Genomic DNA, 23,332 nt, shown 5'->3' with positions numbered 1-23,332 from the left:
TCAGCGTCGGGTCCAGATGAGGATGCCGGCGAGGTGGAGTGCGGCCTGGTAGGCGATGGCGAGCTTGTCGGTTCGTGTGGCCAGGCCGCGCCACTGCTTGAGCCGGTTGATGCAGCGTTCGACCGTGTTCCGCTGCTTGTAGACCTCTCGGTCAAAGCCAGGCGGGCGGCCGCCTCGGTGGCCTCGCCGCAGGCGGTGGCCGATCTGGTCGGACGGCTGCGGGATGACCGCGCGGATGCCCCGGCGTCGCAGGTGGCTGCGGATGGCTCGGGAGGAGTAGGCCCGGTCGGCCAGAACGACGAAGGGGCGGGTCCGCGGCCTGCCCGTGCCTCTGCGGGGCACCCGGATGCGGGCCGTCACCGTCTCGAAGGCGGGTGCGTCACCGGCCTGGCCTGCGGTGACGGTGAATGCCAGCGGCCGTGCCCCACCGTCCGCGGCCAGGTGAACCTTGGTGCTCAGCCCGCCGCGTGAGCGTCCGAGCGCGTGATCGGAGGGCTCGCCGGAGCGGGCCGCCCCCTTTTGCGTGCGCCGGCCGCGTGCTGGTGGGCCCGGACGACCGTGGAGTCCACTGACACGGTCCAGTCGATGTCGTCGTCGGCGTCCGCCGCTGCCAGGACGGAGGCGAGGATTTTCTCCCAGGTGCCGTCGACGGCCCATCTGAGCAGTCGTTTGTGAGCGGTCTGGAACGACCCGAGCTCGTCGGGCAGGTCCCGCCAGGGCGAGCTCGTGCGGTACTTCCAAGCGATGGCCTCAAGGGTGCGGCGGTGGTCGGCCCACCGCCGGCCGCGGACCGGATCGGCCGGCATCAGCGGCTCGATCCGGCCCCACATCGCATCAGTGATCACTAATCGGACAGACACATCCGATCAACTGACCAACCCATCAAAGAGACACGCTCTAGGCGCGAAGGACGGCAGGCGTCCAGGTCAGCCGGTCGGCACGCTCGCACACCGGCTGTCCGTCACGCTGCCCGGGATCAGCCCTCACTCTGCCGAGGGAGAACGGTGCGCAGCAACTCGGCCATCGATCGGCCGGCCACGCGCAGCGGTTCCGGATCACGGGCAGCTCGGCTGAGCATGAAAGCTCCCTCCAGCATCATGACCATCGAGTACGCGAGGGACCGTGCCGCCTCCGGGTCGGCCACGTAGCGTCCGAACCAACGCGCCATGGTGCCGACCCACTCCTCGAACACCTCCGCCGTCGCGATCCGCAGCACTTCATCGCTGCTGGCGACCTCCAGCGCCACCGTCCCGATGGGGCACGCGTCGGCGTAATCAGCCGCTGCAAGGTCGTTCGCGGCCGCTTCGAAAGCGTGTACGAGGGATTCCATCGGGTCCGCCGCGCTGTCCAGCACGGCCAGCACCATTCGACCGTACTCGGCTCCGGACGTTCGGATCATGTCCTCGGCCAGTTGCTGCTTGCCGCCGGGGAAGAAGTGGTAAATCGAGCCGAACGGTGCGTCCGCCTCCGCTGCGATCCGCTTCAGGCCGGTGGCGGAGTAACCATGGCGGCGGAACAGCACCGTGGCGGCACCCTGGATCCTGGCTCGCGTGTCCGACCGTCCCATTGCCTTCCGCCTCTCTCCGCTCCAAGATTACAGTAGAACGATCTATCAAGTGGGGGTGGCGATGCCGAGGATCGAGCTGTCGTCCGGACCGATCGACTACCAGGACACCGGCGGTGAAGGGCCTGTGCTGGTGTTCGGTCACGGCCTGCCGATGAACGAGACCCAGTGGCGCAAGGTTGTCCCGCGACTGGGTGGATACCGCTGCGTCCTGCCCACGCTGCCGCTCGGCGGTCACCGTCTCCCGATGAACCCGGACGCCGACCTGTCCCAGCGCGGTGTCGCCCTGCTCCTGGGCGAGTTCATCGAGGAACTCGGTCTGGAGCAGGTGACCCTCGTGCTCAACGACTGGGGCGGGGGCCAGTTCCTGGTGTCGGAAGGGCGGGCCCAGCGGATCGCGCGCCTGGTGCTGGTGGCCTGCGAAGCCTTCGACAACTTTCCCCCGGGGCCGGCCAAGGCCATGGCTCAGGTGTGCAGGGTTCCCGGCGGCGTCTGGCTCCTGACGCGGCTCATGAGCATTCCCGCGTTCCGCCACAACCGGGGCGGGTACGGCGGGATGAGCCTGCGTGGGATCCCCGACGAGGTCATGGACGACTGGTTCGCTCCTGCTACTCGAAGCAGGGCCGTTCGCAGGGACTTCGCGAAGTTCGCCACCGGGGCACCAGACCGTAGGACCCTGCTGGACTGGAGCGAGCGGCTGAGCGACTTCGACCGCCCGGTACTGGTCGTCTGGGCCACCGAGGACCGGCTGATGCCGCGTGAGCACGGTCCCCGGCTGGCCGGACTGTACCCGCAGGGCCGGCTGATCGAGATCGCCGACTCGTCCACCCTCATCCCTGAGGACCAGCCCGAACGGCTCGCCGAAGTGCTCACCGACTTCCTGGTCCAAACCGGGGCAGAGCCGGTCCGGCAGGCCGACTGAGTGCGGACCGTCCCAGCCGAGGTCCGCGCGGCGGCCTAGCCCGAGACGCTCGCCGTGCCCGTCTCGATGTGGCCCGTGTAGCGGCGCGACCAGGTGCCGTCGGAGTCGGCCAGGATCGTGAAGTCGTACCAGCCCTTGCTGTAGGCGACGGCGTTGAAGAAGTCCTCGCGGGAGGAGTTCGCCGGGACCGTGTAGGTCCACGGGCCGTCCGTGCGGTAGGCGTTCGCGCGGATCGTGAAGGTGACGGGGGAGCCGGAGGAGTTCTTCATCCTGAAGTAGACCGCCTGCTTGCCGGTGCCCGGCTCGATCGCGAAGCGGGCCGCCACCTCGATGTCCTTGCCCGGCTTCGACGCGTCGCCGATGAAACGGCGCAGGAAGCGGTTCGGCCCGTGCATCGAGATGTCGTACTTGCCGGAGCCGTTCCCCAGCCCGATGTGGAAGTAGTCCGTCGACGTGGCGCCCGGGTCCACCGTGTACTGCCAGGCCGCGGTGTCCCGGTGCTGGTGCGGGTGGATCGAGAAGTGCGCCGGCCGCTTGGCGCGGTCGCCCTGGTTGGCCATGGAGAACCAGGCCGTGATCTGGCCGACCGGTCCGAACTCGAAGCGGTCGAGGTTGCCGTTGACCTGGTACGGGAGGGCCCGCGCCGGGCGGGTGCCGGGCTCCTGGGCCGGGAGGGCGTTGTCCTGCGGTACCGGGTTGGGCAGCGGGCCGCAGGTTCCCTGGCCGATCACCTTCGCGGTCGACGGCAGGCCCGCGGGGACCCCGTAGACCGGGTGGGCGAAGTCGAAGACGCCGGTCAGGTCGCCCACCACCCTGCGGCGCCAGGCGCTGATGTTGGGGCAGACCGCGGGGGTGCCGAGGGCGGCCGTCCAGGTCTCCATGAAGCGGAGCACCGAGGTGTGGTCGAAGACCTCCGAGCTGACCCAGCCGCCGCGCGTCCACGGGGACATGACCAGCATGGGGACCCGGAAACCGAGGCCGATCGGGAGGCCGTCCAGGTACTCGCCGGGGGTTCCGGGCGGGGCGACCGGCGGGGGCACGTGGTCGAAGAAGCCGTCGTTCTCGTCGTAGTTGAGGAACAGGACGGTCGAGTCGAAGACCTCCGGGTTCGCGGCGAGCGCCCGGTAGACCAGGTCCACGAAGTGCGCGCCGTCGCCGGGCGGGGCGTAGGGGTGCTCCGAGAAGGCCTCGCTGGCCACGACCCAGGACACCTGGGGGAGGGTGCCCGCCACGACGTCGGCGCGTATCGCGGCGGCGATGTCGTCCGGGGTGGAGCCCGTGACCCTGGGGACCGAGCCCATGCCCCGGTCCCACAGCGGGTTCCCCGGGGCCGCGTCGGTGAAGTTCTTGAAGTAGGCGAGGCCGTTGTCGCCGTAGTTGTCCTGGGCGTTCTGGTACACCTTCCAGCTCATGCCGGCGCGCTGGAGGGCCTCCGCGTACGTCTCCCAGGTCAGCCCCGACTCGTCGCCGCCGTCCTTGCTGGTGGCGTCGATCGCGCCGCTCCACAGGAACGTGCGGTTCGGGCCGGTCGCGCTGAGGGCCGAGCAGAAGTACGCGTCGCAGATCGTGTAGCTGTCGGCGAGGGCGTAGTGGAAGGGGATGTCCTTGCGGTCCAGGTGGCCGAGGGTCCGGACGTTGCCGACGCCGGTGACCCAGTTGTCCATCCGGCCCTTGTTCCATGCCGCGTGCTGCGAGGTCCAGCTGTGCGGGAGGTCGCCCGTGCACTGGGCCAGGGTCTCGCTGTCCGCCCCGCCCGCCGGCGGGGTGGCGGACAGCTTCCACGGGTACTGGCGACCGCCCCAGTTGGGCTGGTTGAACATGCCCCAGCCGCCCGGGATGTTGCCGGCGGCGCGGTCGCCGAACCCGCGAACGCCCTTCAGCCTGCCGAAGTAGTGGTCGAAGCTGCGGTTCTCCTGCATCAGGATCACCACGTGCTTCACATCGGTGAGGGTGCCGGTCGCGGCGGCCGCGGCCGCCGTCGTCGGCGTGACCGCGGGCAGGGTGGCGCCCGCCACGAGCCCGGCGCCGATTCCCACGAAACCTCTGCGGCTGATCGGTGTCACTGGCCTCTCGCCTCCAACTCAGGTGCCCCGTCGGCACATCGACGGCAAGAGTGGCGGCGCCGGGGTCAAAGGTCTACATCCGTGCGGTAAGAAATCGGTGAACATAAGGGTGGCTGGAATCAGCTGTCGATCCGGACCAGCATCTTGCCCAGATTGTCCCCGCGGAGCATGCCCAGGAAGGCCTCCACCGTCCGGTCGAATCCCTGGACAACAGTGGTATCGGTGCCGATCCGGCCGCTGCGCAGATGGGGAACGAGAAAGTCCTCCAGCTCGTCCTGCAGATTGGTGTGATTGCGAACCAATACCCCTTCCAGGCGAAGGGACTTGTGTACGACCTCGAAGAGGTTGCGGGGCGCGGCCGGCGAGCGGTCGCCGTTGTACATCGACATCGCGCCGACCCAGGCGACCCGACCGTACTCACGCAGCGAGTCGATCGCGCCCTCCAGGTGGTCCCCGCCGACGTTGTCCACGTAGACGTCGATACCGTCCGGCGCGGCCTGCGCGAGCTGCTCGCCGACCGGCCCGTCGTGGTAGTCGAAGGCGGCGTCGAAGCCGAGCACCCCGGTGAGGTGGCGGACCTTGGCCGCGGAGCCGGCGCTGCCGATGATCCGCCGGGCGCCCAGCAGTCGGGCGATGTGGCCGGTGGCGGTGCCGACCCCGCCCGCGGCGGCGGACACGAAGAGGTCCTCGCCGCCGCGCAGGGCGGCCGTCCGGGTGAGGGCGGCGTACGCGGTCAGGCCGGTGCCGCCCAGGATCGAGAGGTACGCCTCCAGCGGGACGCCGGCGTGGCCCCGCAGCTTGCGCGTCCCGTCCACCCCGAGGGTGACCAGGGCGTGGGTCCGCCAGCCCGCGCGGTGGAAGACCAGGTCTCCCTCGCGCAGCCCGGGGTCGCGGGAGGCGATCACCCGGCCCACCGAGCGGCCCTCCAGCGGGGTGTTCAGCTCGAAGCCGCCTTCCCCGCCGTCCATCATGCCCCGGTGGTACGGGTCCACCGAGAGCAGGAGGTTCTCGACGAGCGCGGTGCCGGGCCCCGGTCGCGGGACGGGGAAGGCGGCACAGGTGAAGTCCCCGGTGGTGGGGAAGCCGGTGGGGCGGGCGCTCTGATGGACGGCGAAGGCGGTGTTCGTGGTCATGGACCCGACGCTACGAAGGAATCACCGGCCCGGGCAGGGGGTTGCGTTCATGGAAGCCGCACATCCATGAACAACGCTCATAGAACGAGGTGGAAGCGCCGATGGCGGGAAGTACTGCCGAACTCCTGCCCCAGGAACTGCGGATCCTCGCCGCCGTCGCCGACAGCGGCGGCTTCTCCGCCGCCGCGGCCGCGCTCGGCCTCACCCAGTCGGCCGTATCCCACTCGGTGCGCGGCAGTGAGGCCAAGGTCGGCGCGGTGCTCTTCGAGCGCGGCCGTGCCGGGGCCACGCCCACCCCGGCGGGGGAGCGGGCCGTCGCCCTCGCCCGCCGGATCCTGCGGATGTACGAGGTCCTCGGCGCGGAGGTCCGGGGCGCGAGCCGGGGCGCGGTGGAGGGGGTGCTGCGGATCGCCGCGTTCCGCAGCGCGGCCCTGCACCTGCTGCCGCCCGCGCTGGAGCGGCTCACGGCCCGGCACCCGGGGATCCGCCCCGAGATCCGGGTGGTGCGCGAGATCGGGGCCGGCACGGCCGGGGAGGTGGCGGCGGGCCGCGCCGACCTGGGCATCGCCACGCTGGGCGGCTCGCACGACGTGGCCCCCGGCCTGCTGACCGGAGTGCTCACGCAGGAGGCGTACCGGCTGGTCCACCCGGCCGGACATCCGGACCCGAAGGGGCTGCCGCTGATGGACTGGGACGAGAACTGCGGCTCCTACACCCGCGCCTGGTGGCGGGCCCAGGACTGGATTCCGCGGGCGACCGTCAAGGCGGAGGACGACGCGATGGTGCTGACCATGGTCGGCCGGGGGCTCGGCATGGCGATCATGCCCGAGCTGTCCCTGAGGGAGGCGGGCGAGGCGGTGGACATCACCGATCTGGGCCCTGGGGGACCGGTGAGACAGGTGGGATACGTCACTACGCCGGAATCGGCAGCAACTCTGGCCGTACGGGCTCTGATCAGGGAACTTCGCTCCGAGAAGGGCTGAAACGGACCCACTGGACAGGGCATTCCGGGGGACCGGGCGTCTCAGATAGTAGGAAGCCCGAGTAATTGCCGAGACATACAACGGGACCTGCCCTAGCTTTGTAGAAGCCGAACGTCTCGCCGATAGGCGAATGGCGGTCGAGAGCGCGCGCCCCTGGCAGGCAACCCCTGCGGCGCACTGCTCCCCGCCTCTTCCGGCGCCTTGAAGGAACCCCTCATCCGTGGCCCCGCCACGCCGTGATCTCAAGGAGTCGATCACCATGACCGCTTCCACCGCCACCCGCCGCGTCCGCCACACCTCCGCCTCGGCCGACGACCGCAAGAACGCCGCCGCCGCTCTGCAGCGCGCCCTCGACCGCCGTGACAACGGCGGGTCGACCGGCCACTGACCTGCGGCGCCCCAGATGTTCTGCGTCCATATGGATCCGCATTCGTCCACATGGTGGACGCAGAATGTCTGAGGGCTGGGACACGGAGTACGGTTCCGTCATGTCGACCAGCATCAATCTCGCAGTGATCCCCGGTGATGGCATCGGCCAGGAAGTCGTGGCTCAGGGACTCAAGGTCCTTACCGCGGTCCTGCCTCAGGATGTGAAGCTGGAGACCAGGCAATACGATCTCGGCGCCCAGCGCTGGCACCGCACCGGTGAGACCCTCCCGGACGCGGAACTCGAAGCCCTCAAGCACCACGACGCGATCCTGCTCGGTGCCATCGGCGACCCCTCGGTCCCGTCCGGCGTGCTGGAGCGCGGTCTGCTGCTGAAGCTCCGCTTCGCCTTCGACCACTTCATCAACCTGCGCCCGTCGAAGCTGTTCCCGAACACGGCCACCCCGCTCGCCGGCCGCCCGGAGATCGACTTCGTCGTGGTCCGCGAGGGCACCGAGGGTCCGTACACCGGCAACGGCGGCAGCCTGCGCACCGGCACCCCCGCCGAGGTGGCCACCGAGGTCAGCATCAACACCGCGTACGGCGTCGAGCGCGTCGTCCGGGACGCGTACGAGCGGGCGAACGCCCGCCCCCGCAAGAAGCTGACGCTGGTTCACAAGAACAACGTCCTCGTGTACGCGGGCCACATGTGGAAGAACATCTTCGACAAGGTCGGCCAGGAGTACCCCGAGGTCACCACCGATTACCTGCACGTCGACGCCGCGACGATCTTCTTCGTCACGCAGCCCGAGCGCTTCGACGTCATCGTCACGGACAACCTCTTCGGTGACATCCTCACCGACCTGGCCGCCGCCGTGACCGGCGGGATCGGCCTCGCCGCCTCCGGGAACATCAACCCGACCGGCGCCTTCCCGTCCATGTTCGAGCCCGTCCACGGCTCGGCTCCGGACATCGCCGGCACCGGCAAGGCGGACCCGACCGCGACGATCCTCTCCGTCGCCCTCCTCCTGCGTCACCTGGGCTACGAGGCCCAGGCCGTCCGCATCGAGGACGCGGTCTCCGCCGACCTGGCGGAACGCGACGGAACCTTCCGCTCCACCGACGCGATCGGCGACGCCCTCGCCGCGCGAGTAGCCGGCTGACCCGGCAGCTCCACCTCAGGAAGCCGCCGGGTCACAATGGGACCCGGCGGCTTCTCCTGTGCGGCCCCGGTGCCACCATCTCCCCTGGGCCGCTGTCCCCGCTTCTCCGAAGCCTGCCCGCGCGCGATAATCGAACGCGAGGCCGCGGAATGCGGGGAAGCTCGGACGTCCTAGTACGCCGTGAGCGCGGTCCGCCATACACAACCGGTGAAGGACAAGCACTCATGACGACGCCCACGATCGAGCTCAAGCCCTCCTCGAACCCGCTGTCCGATGCGGAGCGCGAGGCGATCCTGGCCAGCCCCGGCTTCGGCCGCCACTTCACCGACCACATGGTGACGATCAAGTGGACCGAGGGCCGCGGCTGGCACGATGCCGAGCTGGTCCCGTACGCGCCGCTCTCGATCGACCCGGCGAACATGACGCTGCACTACGCGCAGACGATCTTCGAGGGCCTCAAGGCCTACCGCCAGCCCGACGGCACCGTGGCCACCTTCCGCCCCGAGGCCAACGCCGCGCGCTTCCAGTCCTCCGCGCGCCGCATGGCCATGCCCGAGCTGCCGACCGAGCTCTTCATCGAGGCCTGCGACGCGCTGATCAAGCAGGACCGCGCCTGGGTGCCGGACTCCGGCGAGGCCTCTCTCTACCTGCGGCCCTTCATGTTCGCCTCCGAGGTCGGCCTCGGCGTCCGCCCGGCGAACGAGTTCCTCTTCATCGTCATCGCCTCGCCCGCCGGCGCGTACTTCCCCGGTGGCGTCAAGCCCGTCTCCGTCTGGCTCTCCGAGGACTACGTCCGCGCGGTCAAGGGCGGCACCGGCGCGGCCAAGACCGGCGGCAACTACGCGGCCTCGCTCGTCGCGCAGGCCCAGGCGGCCTCGCACGGCTGCGACCAGGTGGTCTGGCTCGACGCCGTCGAGCACCGCTGGATCGAGGAGATGGGCGGGATGAACCTGTACTTCGTGTACGGCGACCGCATCGTCACCCCGGAGCTCACCGGCTCGCTCCTTCCCGGCATCACCCGCGACTCGCTCCTCACCATCGCCCGCGACCTCGGCTACACCGCCGAGGAGGGCCGCCTGACCACCGAGGACTGGCAGCGCGACAACGAGAACGGCACCCTCACCGAGGTGTTCGCCTGCGGCACCGCCGCCGTCATCACCCCGGTCGGCTCGGTCAAGTCCGAGCGCGCCAACTGGACCCAGGGCGACGGCGAGCCCGGCCAGGTCACCATGCGCCTGCGCAAGGCGCTGCTGGAACTCCAGACCGGCCACAGCGCCGACACCCACGGCTGGATGCACCCGCTGGGCTAGTCCCCACACGTGCCGCACGCGACAGGCCCGCACCCCGGATGTCCCGGGTGCGGGCCTGTCGCGTGCGTACGGGAACGCTCAGGCGTTCGCCGGTTCCTCGGCGGTGGCGGCGGGCACCGGGGACGGGGCGGGGGAGCGGCGGGTGGTGAGCGCGGTGTAGACGAGTCCGCCCGTCAGGCCGGAGAGGACGAAGGAGCAGTCCACTCCGCCGGTGAGGGCGAGCAGCGGGCCCTCGTAGAAGGGCGTGGTCACGGCGAGCAGGCCGACGGCGGCGCCGATCGCCCAGGAGGCGGTGGCGGCGACGTTCCAGCCGGAGCGGTACCAGTAGATCCCGCCCACCGACCGGCGGTTGAAGACCTGGAGCGCGTCGGCGTCGTAGCGCCCGCGGCAGCGCACGTACCCGATGAGGGTGATCACGGCCCACGGGGTGCCGATCGCGGTCAGCACCAGCACGAACGAGGTCATCGCGGACTGTACGTCCCACTCGAAGGAGCCGATGAACACGAAGGCGGTGGCGACGGCCGCGGCGACCAGGGTGGCCGTGGTCCGGGTGGCCTTGGGCACGATCGCGTCGAGGTCGAGGCCCATCGAGTAGAGCATCAGCCCGGCGTTGCCGACCGAACCGGCCGCGGCGGCGCAGAGCAGCGGAACCAGGTACCAGACGGGTGAGGCCGCGACCAGCGGACCGGCGTACTCGGCTCCGGCCCGGGCGGCGAGCGCCGTGTAGGTGCCGAAGAGCTGCGGGATCAGCAGGCCGAAGAGCAGTCCGAAGCCGGTGGCCCAGAGCACCGTGCGGGAGCTGTGCCGGCGCGGGGAGATGTAGCGGGTGTAGTCGCCGAGCAGGGTGATGAAGGCGACCGGGCCGCTCAGCCCGGCGGCGACGGCGGCGAGGATCCAGGTCGGCCAGAAGGAGCCGAGCAGGTACGCGGTCTCCGGCGGGGCGGCGCCGGTGAAGTCCCCGGAGTAGGCGAAGACGCCGACGGCCAGCAGCACCACCATGCCGATGGCCAGGATCTTGCTCATGCGCAGCAGCAGCCGGTAACCGAAGACGGCCGCGACGACGGTACACGCGGCGAGCACGCCGTACATCAGGCCGCGCGTGGCGCCGGTGTCCGGGAGCCCGGTGAGCCGCGCGAGGACGCCCACCATCACGTCGCCGCCGATCCACAGGGTGAGTGCCGTGTAACCGAGCGAGAGCAGCAGGCCCACCACCGAGCCCACGAGCCGGCCGCGGACGCCGAACTGCGCGCCGCTGGAGGTCGAGAGGTTGGTGGCGGTGCGCAGGGATACGAGCGCCAGCGGCGCGGTGAAGGCGATACCGACGAGCGTGCCGGTCACGATGGCGGTGACCGAGGGCCACAGGCCCAGTCCGAAGGACGGGGGCAGCCAGCCGAAGACGATCACACCGAGGCAGAGGTTGGAGCCGAGAAGGATCGAGATCAGGTCACGGGGACCACTCGTCCGCTCGTCCTCGGGGATGGTGTCGACTCCGCGCTGTTCGATGGGCATGGGGGGACTCCCTTGGCAGGGCGGGGGGTGGTTGCGCATTGTTTGAGCGACACTCAATGTGACCCAAGGCTAGCCCCCAGGTCAATGATTCCCTACAACGAAATGAAGAGTTAGAGTGATGCTCTAACCCATCGACTCAAGAGGTGGTGGATCGGCGTGCGGCTGACCCCTACGGAGCGCGACCGGCTGCTGCTCCGCAGCGCTGCGGAGCTGGCCAGGGCCCGGCGGGCCCGTGGCCTGAAACTGAATGTCCCGGAGGCCACCGCGCTGATCGCGGACACGGTCTGCGAGGCGGCGCGCGACGGCAAGCGGCTCGCGGAGGCCATCGACGAGGCCCGCGGTGTGCTGGGCCCGGACGACGTCCTGCCGGGCGTCGCCGACGTGGTCGCCGAGGTGCACGTGGAGGCGGTCTTCGACGACGGGTCCCGCCTCGCGGTCGTCTCGTCCCCCATCCAGGGCGCGGTACCGCTCGGCGACGACGCCCCGGGCGCGGTCGTCCCCGGCCCGGGCGCCCCCCAGCCGGAGCCGGTGCTGCACCTGCGCGTGCGCAACACCGCGGCCGTGCCGGTGAGCGTGACCTCGCACTTCCACTTCTTCGAGGCGAACCCGCGGCTCGACTTCGACCGGGCCGCGGCCTACGGGATGCGGCTGTGCGTGCCGGCGGGCTCGTCCGTACGGTTCGACCCCCACGGCGAGGGCGAGGTCGGCCTCGTCCCCATCGGCGGCGAGCGCGTCGCGATCGGCTTCGCGGGACTGGTCGACGGGCCCCTGGACGCGCCCGGAGCCAAGGACGAGGCCCTGCGCCGCGCGGCGGCCTGCGGCTACCTCGGCGTCACCGCCGAACACGAGGACGGAGACCGGGCATGAGCCGCCAGACCCCCCACAGTGACCACTGCGCGCCGGGCAGCCGGCACATCGACCCGCACGAGTACGCGTCCGTCTTCGGTCCGCGGGCCGGGGACCGGGTGCGGCTCGGGGACTCCGGGCTGACCGTGCGGGTGGAGCACGACGCGCAGAAGCCCGGCGACGAGTTCCTGGCGGGATTCGGCAAGACGGCCCGTGACGGTCTGCATCTGAAGGCCGCCGCCGTCCGCGAGACCTGCGACGTCGTCATCAGCAACGTGCTGGTCATCGACGCGGTGCTCGGTATCCGCAAGGTGTCGATCGGCATCCGCGAGGGCCGGATCCACGCGATCGGCCGGGCCGGCAACCCCGACACCCTCGACGGCGTCGACGTGGTCGTCGGCACCGGCACCTCGATCGTGTCCGGCGAAGGCCTCATCGCCACGGCCGGAGCCGTGGACACCCACGTGCACCTGCTCTCCCCGCGCATCATGGAAGCCTCGCTCGCCGCGGGCGTCACCACGATCATCGGCCAGGAGTTCGGCCCCGTCTGGGGCGTCGGCGTCAACTCCCCGTGGGCGCTGAAGCACGCCTTCAACGCCTTCGACGCCTGGCCCGTCAACATCGGCTTCCTCGCCCGCGGCTCCTCCTCCGACGCCGCCCCGCTGGTCGAGGCGCTGGCCGAGGGCGGTGCCTCCGGCTTCAAGGTCCACGAGGACATGGGCGCCCACACCCGGGCCCTGGACACGGCGCTGCGGGTGGCGGAGGAGCACGACGTACAGGTCGCGCTGCACAGCGACGGCCTCAACGAGTGCCTGTCGGTCGAGGACACCCTGCGGGTGCTGGACGGCCGGACCATCCACGCCTTCCACATCGAGGGCTGCGGCGGCGGACACGTCCCCAACGTCCTGAAGATGGCCGGCGTCCCCAACGTCATCGGGTCCTCGACCAATCCCACGCTGCCCTTCGGCCGGGACGCGGTCGCCGAGCACTACGGCATGATCGTCTCCGTCCACGACCTCAAGCCCGACCTGCCCGGCGACGCCGCCATGGCCCGCGACCGCATCCGCGCCGGGACGATGGGCGCCGAAGACGTCCTCCACGACCTCGGCGCCATCGGCATCACCTCCTCCGACGCCCAGGGCATGGGCCGGGCCGGCGAGACCATCCGCCGCACCTTCGCCATGGCCGCCAAGATGAAGGGCGAGCTCGGCCCGATGGACGGCGACGGCGAGGGCGACGACAACGCCCGCGTCCTGCGCTACATCGCCAAACTCACCATCAACCCGGCCATCGCCCACGGACTCGCCCACGAGATCGGCTCCATCGAGGTCGGCAAGCTCGCCGACATCGTCCTCTGGCGCCCCCAGTTCTTCGGCGCCAAGCCCCAGCTCGTCCTCAAGTCCGGCTTCCCGGCCTACGGGGTCACCGGCGACCCCAACGCCGCCACCGACACCTGCGAACCCCTGGTCCTCGGCCCGCAGTTCGGCTCGTACGGAGCCACGGCCGCCGACATCTCCGTCGCCTTCGTCTCCGCCGCGGCCGCCGCCCTCGGCAGCGACGAGATGCCGACGCGCCGACGCCGCGTCGCCGTCCGCGGCACGCGGGGGATCGGCCCCAAGGACCTCCTGTTCAACTCCCGGGTGGGCGCGGTCGATGTGGACGCGCGCAGCGGACTGGTCTCCCTCGACGGGGAACCGCTGCGCTCCGAAGCCGCCGCATCGGTCTCCCTCAACCGCCTGTACTTCCTGTAAGTCAGCACAGCCCGTAAGGACCTGCCTGCCATGACCGCCCATCAGCCCGCCAAGCCGGTCGACGCCGGATTCCGGATGCCCGCCGAGTGGACGCCCCACGAGCGCACCTGGATGGCCTGGCCCAGCCCGAACCCGACCTTCACCAACGCGCAGGAGCTCGCCGAGGCCCGCGCGGCCTGGGGCGCCGTCGCCCGCGCGGTCCGGGCGTACGAGCCGGTGACCCTCGTGGTCTCGCCCGGCGACGCGGAGAGCGCCCGCGCCGTCGTCGGCGACGACGTACAGCTGGTCGAGCAGGAGCTCGACGACGCCTGGATGCGCGACATCGGCCCGACCTTCGTCACCAACGACGCCGGCGAGCTCGCGGCCGTCGATTGGACCTTCAACGGCTGGGGCGCCCAGGAGTGGGCCCGCTGGGACCACGACTCGAAGATCGCCCGCCACGTCTCGGACGTGGTCGGCACCCGCACGTACAGCACCCGCCTCGTCAACGAGGGCGGCGCCATCCACGTCGACGGCGAGGGCACCGTACTCCTCACCGACACCGTGCAGCTGGGCGAGGGCCGCAACCCCGGCTGGACCCGCCAGCAGGTCGAGGCCGAGATCCACGCCCACCTCGGCACCACCAAGGCGATCTGGCTCCCGTACGGTCTGGCCGGCGACTACGGCACCTACGGCACCCAGGGCCACGTCGACATCGTCGCGGCCTTCGCCCGCCCCGGCGTCGTCATGGTCCACACCCAGCCCGACCCGGCCCACCCGGACCACGAGCGCTGCAAGACCATCGCGGCCATCCTGCGCGCCTCCACCGACGCCCGCGGGCGGCAGCTGGAAGTCGTGGAGGTGCCGGCGCCGACCGTGCTGGAGGAGGACGGGGAGTGGGTGGACTACTCGTACATCAACCACTACCTGTGCAACGGCGGTGTCGTGCTGTGCGCCTTCGACGACCCGCGCGACGAGGAGGCCGCCGAGATCTTCCGCGGACTGTTCCCCGAGCGGACCGTGACCCTCGTTGACGCACGTACGATTTTCGCCGGGGGTGGCGGTATCCACTGCATCACCCAGCAGCAGCCGAAGGTCTGATCCGCAGACGAACGGCAGCCGACCGACAAGGAGTGGGTCCATGGTGGCGGGTGGAGTACCGGTACGCGCGGCGCGGAAGAACGCGCCCCCGCGCGAGGACGTACTCGTCGCCGCCATGGCCACGATCGCCGAGCGCGGCCTGGAAGGCCTGACCATGGCCGGACTGGGCCGCGAGGTCGGCATGAGCAGCGGCCACCTCCTCTACTACTTCCGCAGCAAGGACGAGCTCCTGCTGCAGACCCTGGAGTGGAGCGAGGCGGAACTGGGCGGCGCGCGGCGGGCCCTGCTCGCCCGCCGCGGTCCGGTGAGCGAGCGCCTGCAGGCGTACGTGGACCTGTACGTGCCCACGCGCCCCCGGGATCCGCACTGGACGCTGTGGCTGGAGGTCTGGAACCGCTCCCAGAACGCCGGCCCCCAGGAGCGCGACCGGCAGGCGGCCATCGAGGGCGCCTGGCACCGCGACCTGGTGGCCCTCCTCGCCGAGGGCATTTCGCGCGGGGAGTTCCGCCCGGTGGACGCCGACCGCGTGGCGACCCGCGTCCGGGCCCTGCTCGACGGATTCAGCATCCAGCTGGCGGTGGGCCTGCCGACGCTGGACCGCACGGCGATCCTCACCCACGTGAGGGAATTCCTGACGGAGACCCTCGCGCCCCGGCCCTAGGCCGTCCAGGCCGGGGCGCGGCACCCGCTCACGGCCACGGTGACCGCATGCTGAGATGCCTGTCCATCCACCGCGGGCGTTGTGGCAGACTGCCGCCGTGCCTGCTCAGCTCATGATTATCGCCAGCAGCGCGCCGGTCCCCAGTGGCCGCTGAACCGTGGAAGAACTTCGCGGAAGCGGCCACCGTGCCTCGGACCCGCGCGCAGACCTCTCGCTACCCGCGAGAGGTTTTTTCGTTTCCCGGACCATCCCTGCCGGGACCGGACCGCGCGCGATGATGGGGGCAGTGGATGCCGGGCATATCCGGAACCACTTATCCGACAGGAGTCAGATCAGCATGACGACGACACCAGAGGCGGCAACCGTGCTGTCAGAAGGCCTGGACGACAGCTTCCACGTCTTCGACACCACCCTGCGCGACGGCGCCCAGCGCGAGGGCATCAACCTCACCGTCGCCGACAAGCTGACGATCGCCCGGCACCTGGACGACTTCGGAGTGGGCTTCATCGAGGGCGGCTGGCCCGGCGCCAACCCCCGTGACACCGAGTTCTTCTCCCGCGCCCGCGCGGAGATCACCTTCAAGAACGCACAGCTGGTCGCCTTCGGCGCGACCCGCCGCGCCGGCGGCTCGGCCGACCAGGACCCGCAGGTGCGGGCCCTGCTGGAATCCGGAGCCCCGGTCATCACGCTCGTCGCCAAGTCCCACGACCGCCACGTCGAGCTCGCCCTGCGCACCACCCTCGACGAGAACCTGGAGATGGTCCGCGACACCGTCTCCCACCTCGTCGCCCAGGGCCGCCGCGTCTTCGTCGACTGCGAGCACTTCTTCGACGGCTACCGGGCCAACCCGGAGTACGCCAAGTCCGTCGTCCGCACCGCCCACGAGGCCGGCGCCGACGTGGTCATCCTCTGCGACACCAACGGCGGCATGCTGCCCGCCCAGGTGACCGCGACCGTCGCCACCGTCCTCGCCGACACCGGCGCCCGCCTGGGCATCCACGCCCAGGACGACACCGGCTGCGCCGTCGCCAACACCCTGGCGGCCGTGGACGCGGGCGCCACCCACGTCCAGTGCACGGCCAACGGCTACGGCGAGCGGGTCGGCAACGCCAACCTCTTCCCCGTCGTCGCCGCCCTGGAGATCAAGTACGGGCGCAAGGTGCTCCCCGAGGGCGCGCTCGCCGAGATGACCCGCATCTCGCACGCCATCGCCGAGGTCGTGAACCTCACGCCCTCCACCCACCAGCCGTACGTCGGCGTCTCCGCCTTCGCGCACAAGGCGGGCCTGCACGCCTCGGCCATCAAGGTGGACCCGGACCTCTACCAGCACATCGACCCCGAGCGGGTCGGCAACACCATGCGGATGCTGGTCTCCGACATGGCCGGCCGCGCCTCCATCGAGCTCAAGGGCAAGGAGCTCGGCGTCGACCTGGGCGGGGACCGCGCCCTGATCTCCCGGGTCGTGGAGCGGGTCAAGGCCCGGGAGCTCCAGGGCTACACCTACGAGGCGGCCGACGCCTCCTTCGAGCTGCTGCTGCGCGCCGAGGCCGAGGGCCGCGCCCGCAAGTACTTCCGTATCGAGTCGTGGCGGGCGATCATCGAGGACCGGCCGGACGGCACCCACGCCAACGAGGCCACGGTCAAGCTGTGGGCCAAGGGCGAGCGGATCGTCGCCACGGCGGAGGGCAACGGCCCGGTCAACGCCCTGGACCGGGCGCTGCGGGTGGCGCTGGAGCGCTTCTATCCGCAGCTCGCCAAGTTCGAGCTCGTCGACTACAAGGTCCGCATCCTGGAAGGCACGCACGGCACGGAGTCCACGACCCGCGTGCTGGTCGCCACGACGGACGGTGAGCGCGACTGGTCCACGGTCGGCGTGGCCCCGAACGTGATCGCGGCGTCCTGGCAGGCCCTGGAGGACGCGTTCACCTACGGCCTGCTGCACGCAGGCGTCGAACCCGCCGAGTAGCCCGCCGGACATCCCGCCTCGCCGGGTTCCTGCCCGGTGAGGCCCTTATGTCCAGCTCACACGGCAAAGTCCCGGTTCCGGTAGCGTCGTGGATATGAAGACCAGGCTGTTGTCCCTACGCTTCGGATCGCTGCTGTCCGGTCTGCTGCTGGGCCTGTCGGCGACCGCACTCGTCGCCGCGCCGCAGGCGTCGGCGGACACCGGGGTCGCCGCGGTGGGGGAGGCCCTCAAGCAGAGCCCGGTCTACGTCGCCCCCGGGGCCGAGGCGCAGCTGTCCAAGGCCCAGGCGGACGGCCTGGCGAAGAAGATCAAGGACGCCGGCAAGCCGGTGTTCGTGGCCGTGCTGCCGGCCACCGCCGAGTTCCCCGCCGACAAGGTGCTCGGCGCCGTCCGTGCCGAGACGGGGATCACCGGGCTGTACGCGATCCGGCTCGGCGACGGCTTCGACGCCGGCGCCGACAGGACCGTCATGCCGCGCAACGCCGTCCGCAACCTCACCGAGGCCGTGAAGACCGGCGCGCCGGTGGACGCGAACACGCAGCTCGACAACTTCGTGGACCAGGCGCTGACGCAGGTGCGGGGCAGCGCGCCCGCCTCCTGGGGCACGACCGGAGCCGACCAGGGCGCCCCGGTCGGCGGGCTGATCGCCCTCGGCGCGGTGGCCGTGGTGGGCGGCGGCGGTGCGTACGCGCTGGTGCGCCGCAACCGGAAGAAGAAGGAAGAGATCCGGCGCGAGGCCGTCGCCCGGCTCGCGGTGGTCGTCGACGAGGACATCACGGCCTTCGGTGAGGAACTCGAACGGCTCGACTTCCACCCCGGCGAGCCCGGCGCCGACGACGCCATGCGGGGGGACTACGAGCAGGGGCTCGACTCGTACGAGAGGGCCAAGCAGATCATGGCCTCCGTCCAGCGGCCCGACGAGGTCAAGGGCGTCACCCAGGCGCTGGAGGACGGCCGTTTCGCACTGGCCACGCTCGACGCGCGCCGGCAGGGCAGGCCGCTTCCCGAGCGCCGTTCGCCCTGCTTCTTCGACCCGCGCCACGGACCGAGCACCGAGGACGCCACCTGGGCTCCGGCCGGCGGGGCGGCCCGTACCGTGCCGGTCTGCACGGCGGACGCCGTACGGCTGCGCGACGGCCTGGACCCGGCGGTCCGCACGGTCGAGACCGAGCGCGGGCCGCGGCCCTACTACGACGCCGGCCCGGCGTACGGTCCCTGGGCCGGCGGCTACTTCGGCGGAGGCATCCTGCCCGGCCTGCTGGTGGGCACCATGCTCGGTTCGATGATGTCCAGCCCCGCCTACGCCTCGGACTTCGGCGGCGGCTTCGAGGGCGGGGACGTCTCCGGAGCCGATTTCAACCCGTCCGACTTCGGCGGCGGGGACTTCGGCGGCGGTGGGTTCGACGGGGGCGGCGGCTTCGACGGCGGGGGCGGCTTCTGACCGCCCCCGGCTCCGGGCGTCGGGGGTCCGGCGGTCCGCCCGTCAGGCCTGCTTGATGGCCGAGATGTCGAAGGTCAGCTTCACCTTGTCGCTGACCACGACGCCGCCGGTCTCCAGGGCCGCGTTCCAGGTCAGGCCCCAGTCCGAGCGCAGGATGTCGGCGCTGCCCTCGAAGCCGACGCGCTGGTTGCCGTAGGGGTCGGTGGCCGAGCCGTTGAACTCCAGGTCGATGGAGAGCGGGCGCGTCACGTCCTTGATCGTCAGCTCGCCGGTGATGCGGTAGGTGTCGCCGCCGAGCTGACGCGCCTCGGTGGAGCGGAAGGTCATCAGCGGGAACGTCTCGGCGTCGAAGAAGTCGCCGCTGCGCAGGTGGCCGTCGCGGTCGGCGATGCCGGTGTCGACGGAGGCGATCTTCACGTCGATGGAAGCGGTGGAGCGGGCCGGGTCGGCGCCGTCCAGGTGCAGGGTTCCCTCGTGCTCGGCGAAGGAGCCGCGGACGTTGGTGACCATGGCGTGGCGGACGGTGAAGCCGATGCTGCTGTGCGCGGGGTCGATGACGTAGTCGCCGGTGAGGGCGGCCAGTGCCGGGTCCACCTCCAGGGTGGCGACGGCGGCGGCGTCCTGGACGTTCACGTTCTGGCTGCGGCGGGTGAAGAGACCCATGACTTGCTCCTCGGTAGTGTCCTGCTCGGTCTGAAGAATCTGTTGAATCTTCAACGACTTCAACGAGGAAGACGCTAGACCCATTCCGTTCAAATTTCAACATCTAGGCGGGGTGTCAGGTCATTTTGTGAAGGTCCCACAACAGGCAGGGGCCCCGTCTGGCGGAGTCCGTACATCCACCGGGCGTACTGTGCGGGCCGGACAGCGGAAGTCTTCCGAGACTGTGAGGAATGAACGGAGGTTTTTCATCGCGATCTTCGTAAGGTCGGTACATGACCGTTGTGGACCAGACCCCGAGCGAGCCGACGGACGCCCGCGGGCGCGTGGCCGAGCTGCACTCCCTGCGCGAGCAGGCGAGGCGCGGCCCCAGCGACCGCGCGACCGAGACCCAGCACGCCAAGGGCAAGCTGACCGCCCGTGAGCGCATCGCGCTGCTGCTCGACGAGGGTTCCTTCCGGGAGGTCGAGCAGCTGCGACGGCACCGGGCGACCGGGTTCGGCCTGGAGAACAAGAAGCCCTACACCGACGGTGTCATCACCGGCTGGGGCACGGTCGAGGGCCGTACGGTCTTCGTCTACGCACACGACTTCCGGATCTTCGGCGGCGCCCTGGGCGAGGCCCACGCCACGAAGATCCACAAGATCATGGACATGGCCATCGCGGCCGGCGCCCCGCTGGTCTCCCTGAACGACGGCGCCGGCGCCCGTATCCAGGAGGGCGTCTCCGCCCTGGCCGGTTACGGCGGCATCTTCCAGCGCAACACCAAGGCCTCGGGCGTCATTCCGCAGATCTCGGTCATGCTGGGCCCCTGCGCCGGTGGCGCCGCCTACTCCCCGGCCCTCACGGACTTCGTCTTCATGGTCCGGGAGACCTCGCAGATGTTCATCACCGGCCCGGACGTGGTCCGCGCGGTGACCGGCGAGGAGATCACCCAGAACGGCCTCGGCGGCGCCGACGTGCACGCCGAGACCTCGGGCGTCGCGCACTTCGCCTACGACGACGAGGAGACCTGCATCGCCGAGGTCCGGTACCTCATCTCGATGCTGCCCTCCAACAACCGCGAGAACCCGCCCGTCCACGAGACGAGCGACCCGGCGGACCGCCGCAGCGAGGTCCTGCTGGACCTGGTGCCCGCGGACGGCAACCGCCCCTACGACATGCTCAAGGTCATCGAGGAGATCGTCGACGAGGGCGACGTCCTGGAGATCCACGAGCGCTGGGCCCGCAACATCATCTGCGCCCTGGCCCGGATGAACGGCCAGGTCGTCGGCATCGTCGCCAACCAGCCCGGCCACCTCGCCGGTGTCCTGGACATCGAGGCCTCCGAGAAGGCCGCGCGCTTCGTCCAGATGTGCGACGCCTTCAACATCCCGATCATCACGCTGCTGGACGTCCCCGGCTTCCTGCCGGGCGTCGACCAGGAGCACGGCGGCATCATCCGCCACGGCGCCAAGCTGCTGTACGCGTACTGCAACGCCACCGTCCCGCGGATCTCGCTGATCCTGCGCAAGGCCTACGGCGGCGCGTACATCGTCATGGACTCGCAGTCCATCGGCGCCGACATCACCTACGCCTGGCCGACCAACGAGATCGCCGTGATGGGCGCCGAGGGCGCGGCCAACGTCATCTTCCGCAAGCAGATCGCGGACGCCGAGGACCCCGAGGCCATGCGCGTACGCATGGTCAAGGAGTACAAGGCCGAACTCATGCACCCGTACTACGCGGCCGAGCGCGGCCTCGTCGACGACGTCATCGACCCCGCCGAGACCCGCGAGGTGCTCGTCAGCGCCCTCGCGATGCTCCGCAACAAGCACGCCGATCTGCCGTCCCGCAAGCACGGCAACCCGCCGCAGTAACCGCGAAGGAGACCTGCCACCACATGACCACCGCCACTGACACCCTGCTGCGCGTCGAGAAGGGCAACGCCGAGCCCGAGGAGCTGGCCGCGATCACCGCGATCCTGCTCGCCCGCGCGGCCGCCACGCCCGATGAGACCCCGGCACGCGTGCCCGGCCAGGCCGGCTGGCGCCGCCTGGAGCGCACGCCCGGCTTCCGCGCCCCGCACAGCTGGCAGGGCTGAGTTCCCGAGCCCCGCAAGGCCCCGCACCCCGAACAGGGTGCGGGGCCTTCTGCGTACAACCCCGGGCCCAGGGCGGGTCTGCCGGCCTCCGGGCGCGCGGAAAGCCGCGTAGAGGCGCGTGGGAGGCGGCAGGGGCCCCTCCGGGGCCTCGCACATGGCGAAGGCCCCCGCGTCGTGTGACACAGGGGCCTGTCGGGTGCGGCAGGGCTGCTACCGCAGGCGCGCCATGAGGGCGTGCTCGACGAGCGTGATGAGCGCGCTCTTCGCGTCCGCGCGGTGGCGGGCGTCGGTCGTGATGATGGGGGCGTCCGGGCCGATCTGCAGGGCCTCGCGGACTTCCTCCGGCGTGTAGGGCTGGTGGCCCTCGAAGCCGTTGAGGGCGATGACGAACGGCAGGCCGCTGTTCTCGAAGTAGTCGACCGCGGGGAAGCAGTCGGCGAGACGGCGGGTGTCCACGAGCACGATCGCACCGATGGCGCCGCGCACGAGGTCGTCCCACATGAACCAGAAGCGGTCCTGGCCCGGGGTACCGAAGAGGTACAGGATCAGGTCCTGGTCCAGCGTGATGCGGCCGAAGTCCATGGCGACGGTGGTGGTCGTCTTGTCACCGGTGTGGGTGAGGTCGTCGATCCCGGCCGAGGCGCTGGTCATCACGGCTTCGGTGCGCAGCGGGTTGATCTCGGAGACCGCGCCGACGAACGTGGTCTTGCCCACGCCGAAGCCGCCCGCCACCACGATCTTCGCGGAGGTGGTGGAGCGGGGAGCCGCTCCGCCGTTAGAGCTTGCGAAGTCCACTGAGCACCCTTTCGAGCAGTGTCACGTCTGGCTGGCCACCGGCAGACTCGTCGCCGCCGGGCTGGTGAATGGCGACAAGGCCCGCCTCCGCCAGGTCGGCGACGAGGATGCGGGCGACACCAAGAGGAATGGAGAGAAGTGCCGAGATCTCCGCTACGGATTTGATCTCCTGGCACAGGCGGCAGATGCGCTGGTGCTCGGGCAACTGCCCTTGCAGACGCGCGGGATCCGCCGTGGTACTGACCAGCGCCTCGATGGCGAGCTGGTAGCGCGGCCGAGTACGGCCGCCGGTCATCGCGTACGGACGCACCAGCGGGTTGTGGGCCTTCGGAGCGGGCTGTCGCGCGGCGCGCGGCGGCGGCTGCTGCGGAGGCATCTGGGGCTGTCCGTACTGCTGCTGCTGATAGGGATGCTGCTCCGGCACAGGCCGGCTGGGCGCGGAGGGAAAGTTGAAGCGGTTCTGGTCGTGCCCACCCTGCGGCTGCTGCGCGCCGCCATAAGGATGTCCTCCGGGTGTTGTCACGTCTCCTCCTCCGACTCCAAGTACGCAGTACTCCCTGTGGAACCGCGCCACCGCACCCTATGGTGCGATGGCGCGAAACGCACTGCCTGTCTGCTAGTTGAGCAGACTTCCCTGCAGCTCGGCACGCAGATCCGGAGTGAGGACACTGCCCGCGCGATCCACCAGAAGGGCCATCTCGTAGCCCACGAGGCCGATGTCGCACTCCGGGTGCGCCAGCACCGCGAGGGACGATCCGTCCGAGACGGACATGAGGAAAAGGAATCCCCGGTCCATCTCGACCACGGTCTGGTTGACGGCGCCACCCTCGAAGATGCGAGAGGCACCGGCGGTCAGCGAGGTCAGTCCGGAGGCCACGGCCGCCAGCTGATCGGCGCGGTCGCGCGGAAATCCGTCGGACATCGCCAGAAGAAGGCCGTCGGCGGAGACCACCACCGTGTGGGACACCCCAGGGGTGTTGTCCACGAAGTTGGTGATCAACCAGTTCAGGTTCTGTGCCGCCTGGCTCATCGGGCT

The 23,332-nt window shown here is 70.6% G+C and carries 22 protein-coding genes; 13 read left to right on the top strand and 9 right to left on the bottom strand.

Annotation, left to right across the window (positions count from 1 at the left end; all coding sequences use genetic code 11):
* Both Sspor_RS14890 and Sspor_RS14885 read right to left on the bottom strand, forming a co-directional pair.
* A protein-coding gene (locus Sspor_RS14890) for an IS5 family transposase (protein WP_444546260.1) occupies nucleotides 1-830 on the bottom strand; the annotation gives its coding sequence in 2 pieces (ribosomal slippage) (nucleotides 1-489 and nucleotides 492-830; 828 coding nt in all).
* A gap of 146 nt (nucleotides 831-976) precedes the next feature.
* Nucleotides 977-1,522, bottom strand: a complete 546-nt coding sequence (locus Sspor_RS14885; RefSeq protein ID WP_237403870.1) for a TetR/AcrR family transcriptional regulator — start codon at nucleotides 1,520-1,522, stop codon at nucleotides 977-979.
* 106 nt (nucleotides 1,523-1,628) lie between these two features.
* Here Sspor_RS14885 and Sspor_RS14880 point away from each other — a divergent pair, with 106 nt between their 5' ends.
* Nucleotides 1,629-2,486: an alpha/beta fold hydrolase gene (locus Sspor_RS14880; RefSeq protein ID WP_202203664.1), complete on the top strand. Its 858-nt coding sequence runs from the start codon at nucleotides 1,629-1,631 to the stop codon at nucleotides 2,484-2,486.
* Between the two features lie 35 nt (nucleotides 2,487-2,521).
* Here the strand turns inward: Sspor_RS14880 and Sspor_RS14875 are convergent, their stop codons facing one another.
* Together Sspor_RS14875 and Sspor_RS14870 are read right to left on the bottom strand one after the other, a co-directional pair.
* The gene (locus Sspor_RS14875; RefSeq protein ID WP_202199572.1) at nucleotides 2,522-4,549 is read right to left on the bottom strand and encodes a phosphocholine-specific phospholipase C; all 2,028 of its coding nucleotides are present in this window, start codon (nucleotides 4,547-4,549) and stop codon (nucleotides 2,522-2,524) included.
* A 119-nt stretch (nucleotides 4,550-4,668) separates the two neighbouring features.
* Nucleotides 4,669-5,682, bottom strand: coding sequence for an NADP-dependent oxidoreductase (locus Sspor_RS14870; protein ID WP_202199571.1), 1,014 nt, complete (start codon nucleotides 5,680-5,682; stop codon nucleotides 4,669-4,671).
* Nucleotides 5,683-5,783: 101 nt separating this feature from the next.
* On the opposite strand from Sspor_RS14870, the gene Sspor_RS14865 reads away from it, so the two are divergent.
* The 4 genes from Sspor_RS14865 to Sspor_RS14855 all read left to right on the top strand — a co-directional run bounded on the left by Sspor_RS14865 (nucleotide 5,784) and on the right by Sspor_RS14855 (nucleotide 9,504).
* The gene (locus Sspor_RS14865; protein WP_202199570.1) at nucleotides 5,784-6,665 is read left to right on the top strand and encodes a LysR family transcriptional regulator; all 882 of its coding nucleotides are present in this window, start codon (nucleotides 5,784-5,786) and stop codon (nucleotides 6,663-6,665) included.
* A gap of 259 nt (nucleotides 6,666-6,924) precedes the next feature.
* Nucleotides 6,925-7,053, top strand: a complete 129-nt coding sequence (locus Sspor_RS41095; protein ID WP_266379422.1) for a hypothetical protein — start codon at nucleotides 6,925-6,927, stop codon at nucleotides 7,051-7,053.
* Nucleotides 7,054-7,153: 100 nt separating this feature from the next.
* Nucleotides 7,154-8,194 carry a 3-isopropylmalate dehydrogenase gene (locus tag Sspor_RS14860; RefSeq protein WP_202199569.1) on the top strand — a complete coding sequence of 347 codons (1,041 nt, stop codon included), beginning with the start codon at nucleotides 7,154-7,156 and terminating at the stop codon, nucleotides 8,192-8,194.
* Between the two features lie 224 nt (nucleotides 8,195-8,418).
* Nucleotides 8,419-9,504 carry a branched-chain amino acid aminotransferase gene (locus Sspor_RS14855; protein ID WP_202199568.1) on the top strand — a complete coding sequence of 362 codons (1,086 nt, stop codon included), beginning with the start codon at nucleotides 8,419-8,421 and terminating at the stop codon, nucleotides 9,502-9,504.
* Between the two features lie 78 nt (nucleotides 9,505-9,582).
* Here Sspor_RS14855 and Sspor_RS14850 read toward each other — a convergent pair whose 3' ends face one another.
* Nucleotides 9,583-11,013, bottom strand: coding sequence for a cytosine permease (locus Sspor_RS14850; RefSeq protein ID WP_202199567.1), 1,431 nt, complete (start codon nucleotides 11,011-11,013; stop codon nucleotides 9,583-9,585).
* Nucleotides 11,014-11,169: 156 nt separating this feature from the next.
* Between Sspor_RS14850 and ureA the strand changes: the two genes are divergently transcribed.
* The 6 genes from ureA to Sspor_RS14820 all read left to right on the top strand — a co-directional run bounded on the left by ureA (nucleotide 11,170) and on the right by Sspor_RS14820 (nucleotide 18,758).
* Complete coding sequence (gene ureA, locus Sspor_RS14845) at nucleotides 11,170-11,880, top strand: urease subunit gamma (RefSeq protein WP_202199566.1); 711 nt, start codon at nucleotides 11,170-11,172, stop codon at nucleotides 11,878-11,880.
* Nucleotides 11,877-13,610, top strand: coding sequence for an urease subunit alpha (locus Sspor_RS14840; RefSeq protein WP_202199565.1), 1,734 nt, complete (start codon nucleotides 11,877-11,879; stop codon nucleotides 13,608-13,610). Before ureA ends, Sspor_RS14840 begins: the two co-directional genes overlap by 4 nt.
* Before the next feature lie 30 nt (nucleotides 13,611-13,640).
* On the top strand, nucleotides 13,641-14,690 hold the full coding sequence (locus tag Sspor_RS14835) for an agmatine deiminase family protein (RefSeq protein ID WP_237403869.1): 1,050 nt from the start codon (nucleotides 13,641-13,643) through the stop codon (nucleotides 14,688-14,690).
* Between the two features lie 40 nt (nucleotides 14,691-14,730).
* Nucleotides 14,731-15,351 carry a TetR/AcrR family transcriptional regulator gene (locus tag Sspor_RS14830; RefSeq protein WP_202199564.1) on the top strand — a complete coding sequence of 207 codons (621 nt, stop codon included), beginning with the start codon at nucleotides 14,731-14,733 and terminating at the stop codon, nucleotides 15,349-15,351.
* A 337-nt stretch (nucleotides 15,352-15,688) separates the two neighbouring features.
* Nucleotides 15,689-17,317 (top strand): citramalate synthase, encoded by a 1,629-nt coding sequence (cimA, locus tag Sspor_RS14825; protein ID WP_202199563.1) that lies wholly within the window; start codon nucleotides 15,689-15,691, stop codon nucleotides 17,315-17,317.
* Between the two features lie 94 nt (nucleotides 17,318-17,411).
* Nucleotides 17,412-18,758, top strand: a complete 1,347-nt coding sequence (locus Sspor_RS14820; RefSeq protein WP_202199562.1) for a hypothetical protein — start codon at nucleotides 17,412-17,414, stop codon at nucleotides 18,756-18,758.
* Nucleotides 18,759-18,800: 42 nt separating this feature from the next.
* Here the strand turns inward: Sspor_RS14820 and Sspor_RS14815 are convergent, their stop codons facing one another.
* A complete protein-coding gene (locus Sspor_RS14815) occupies nucleotides 18,801-19,421 on the bottom strand; it encodes a YceI family protein (protein WP_202199561.1) in 621 nt (206 codons plus the stop codon).
* A 272-nt stretch (nucleotides 19,422-19,693) separates the two neighbouring features.
* Between Sspor_RS14815 and Sspor_RS14810 the strand changes: the two genes are divergently transcribed.
* Nucleotides 19,694-21,277, top strand: a complete 1,584-nt coding sequence (locus Sspor_RS14810; protein WP_202199560.1) for an acyl-CoA carboxylase subunit beta — start codon at nucleotides 19,694-19,696, stop codon at nucleotides 21,275-21,277.
* Nucleotides 21,278-21,300: 23 nt separating this feature from the next.
* Nucleotides 21,301-21,501, top strand: a complete 201-nt coding sequence (locus Sspor_RS14805) for an acyl-CoA carboxylase subunit epsilon (protein WP_202199559.1) — start codon at nucleotides 21,301-21,303, stop codon at nucleotides 21,499-21,501.
* 210 nt (nucleotides 21,502-21,711) lie between these two features.
* Here the strand turns inward: Sspor_RS14805 and Sspor_RS14800 are convergent, their stop codons facing one another.
* The 3 genes from Sspor_RS14800 to Sspor_RS14790 form a co-directional block, all read right to left on the bottom strand.
* Nucleotides 21,712-22,296, bottom strand: a complete 585-nt coding sequence (locus Sspor_RS14800; protein ID WP_109781528.1) for a GTP-binding protein — start codon at nucleotides 22,294-22,296, stop codon at nucleotides 21,712-21,714.
* On the bottom strand, nucleotides 22,277-22,819 hold the full coding sequence (locus tag Sspor_RS14795; protein WP_202199558.1) for a DUF742 domain-containing protein: 543 nt from the start codon (nucleotides 22,817-22,819) through the stop codon (nucleotides 22,277-22,279). Before Sspor_RS14795 ends, Sspor_RS14800 begins: the two co-directional genes overlap by 20 nt.
* Before the next feature lie 93 nt (nucleotides 22,820-22,912).
* A complete protein-coding gene (locus Sspor_RS14790) occupies nucleotides 22,913-23,326 on the bottom strand; it encodes a roadblock/LC7 domain-containing protein (protein ID WP_030037347.1) in 414 nt (137 codons plus the stop codon).
* Between the last annotated feature and the right edge of the window lie 6 nt (nucleotides 23,327-23,332).

It is taken from the genome of Streptomyces spororaveus (assembly GCF_016755875.1).
GTDB lineage: Bacteria > Actinomycetota > Actinomycetes > Streptomycetales > Streptomycetaceae > Streptomyces > Streptomyces spororaveus.
Note: the sequence above shows the minus strand (reverse complement) of the source record. Positions and strands in the feature narration are given on the sequence as shown.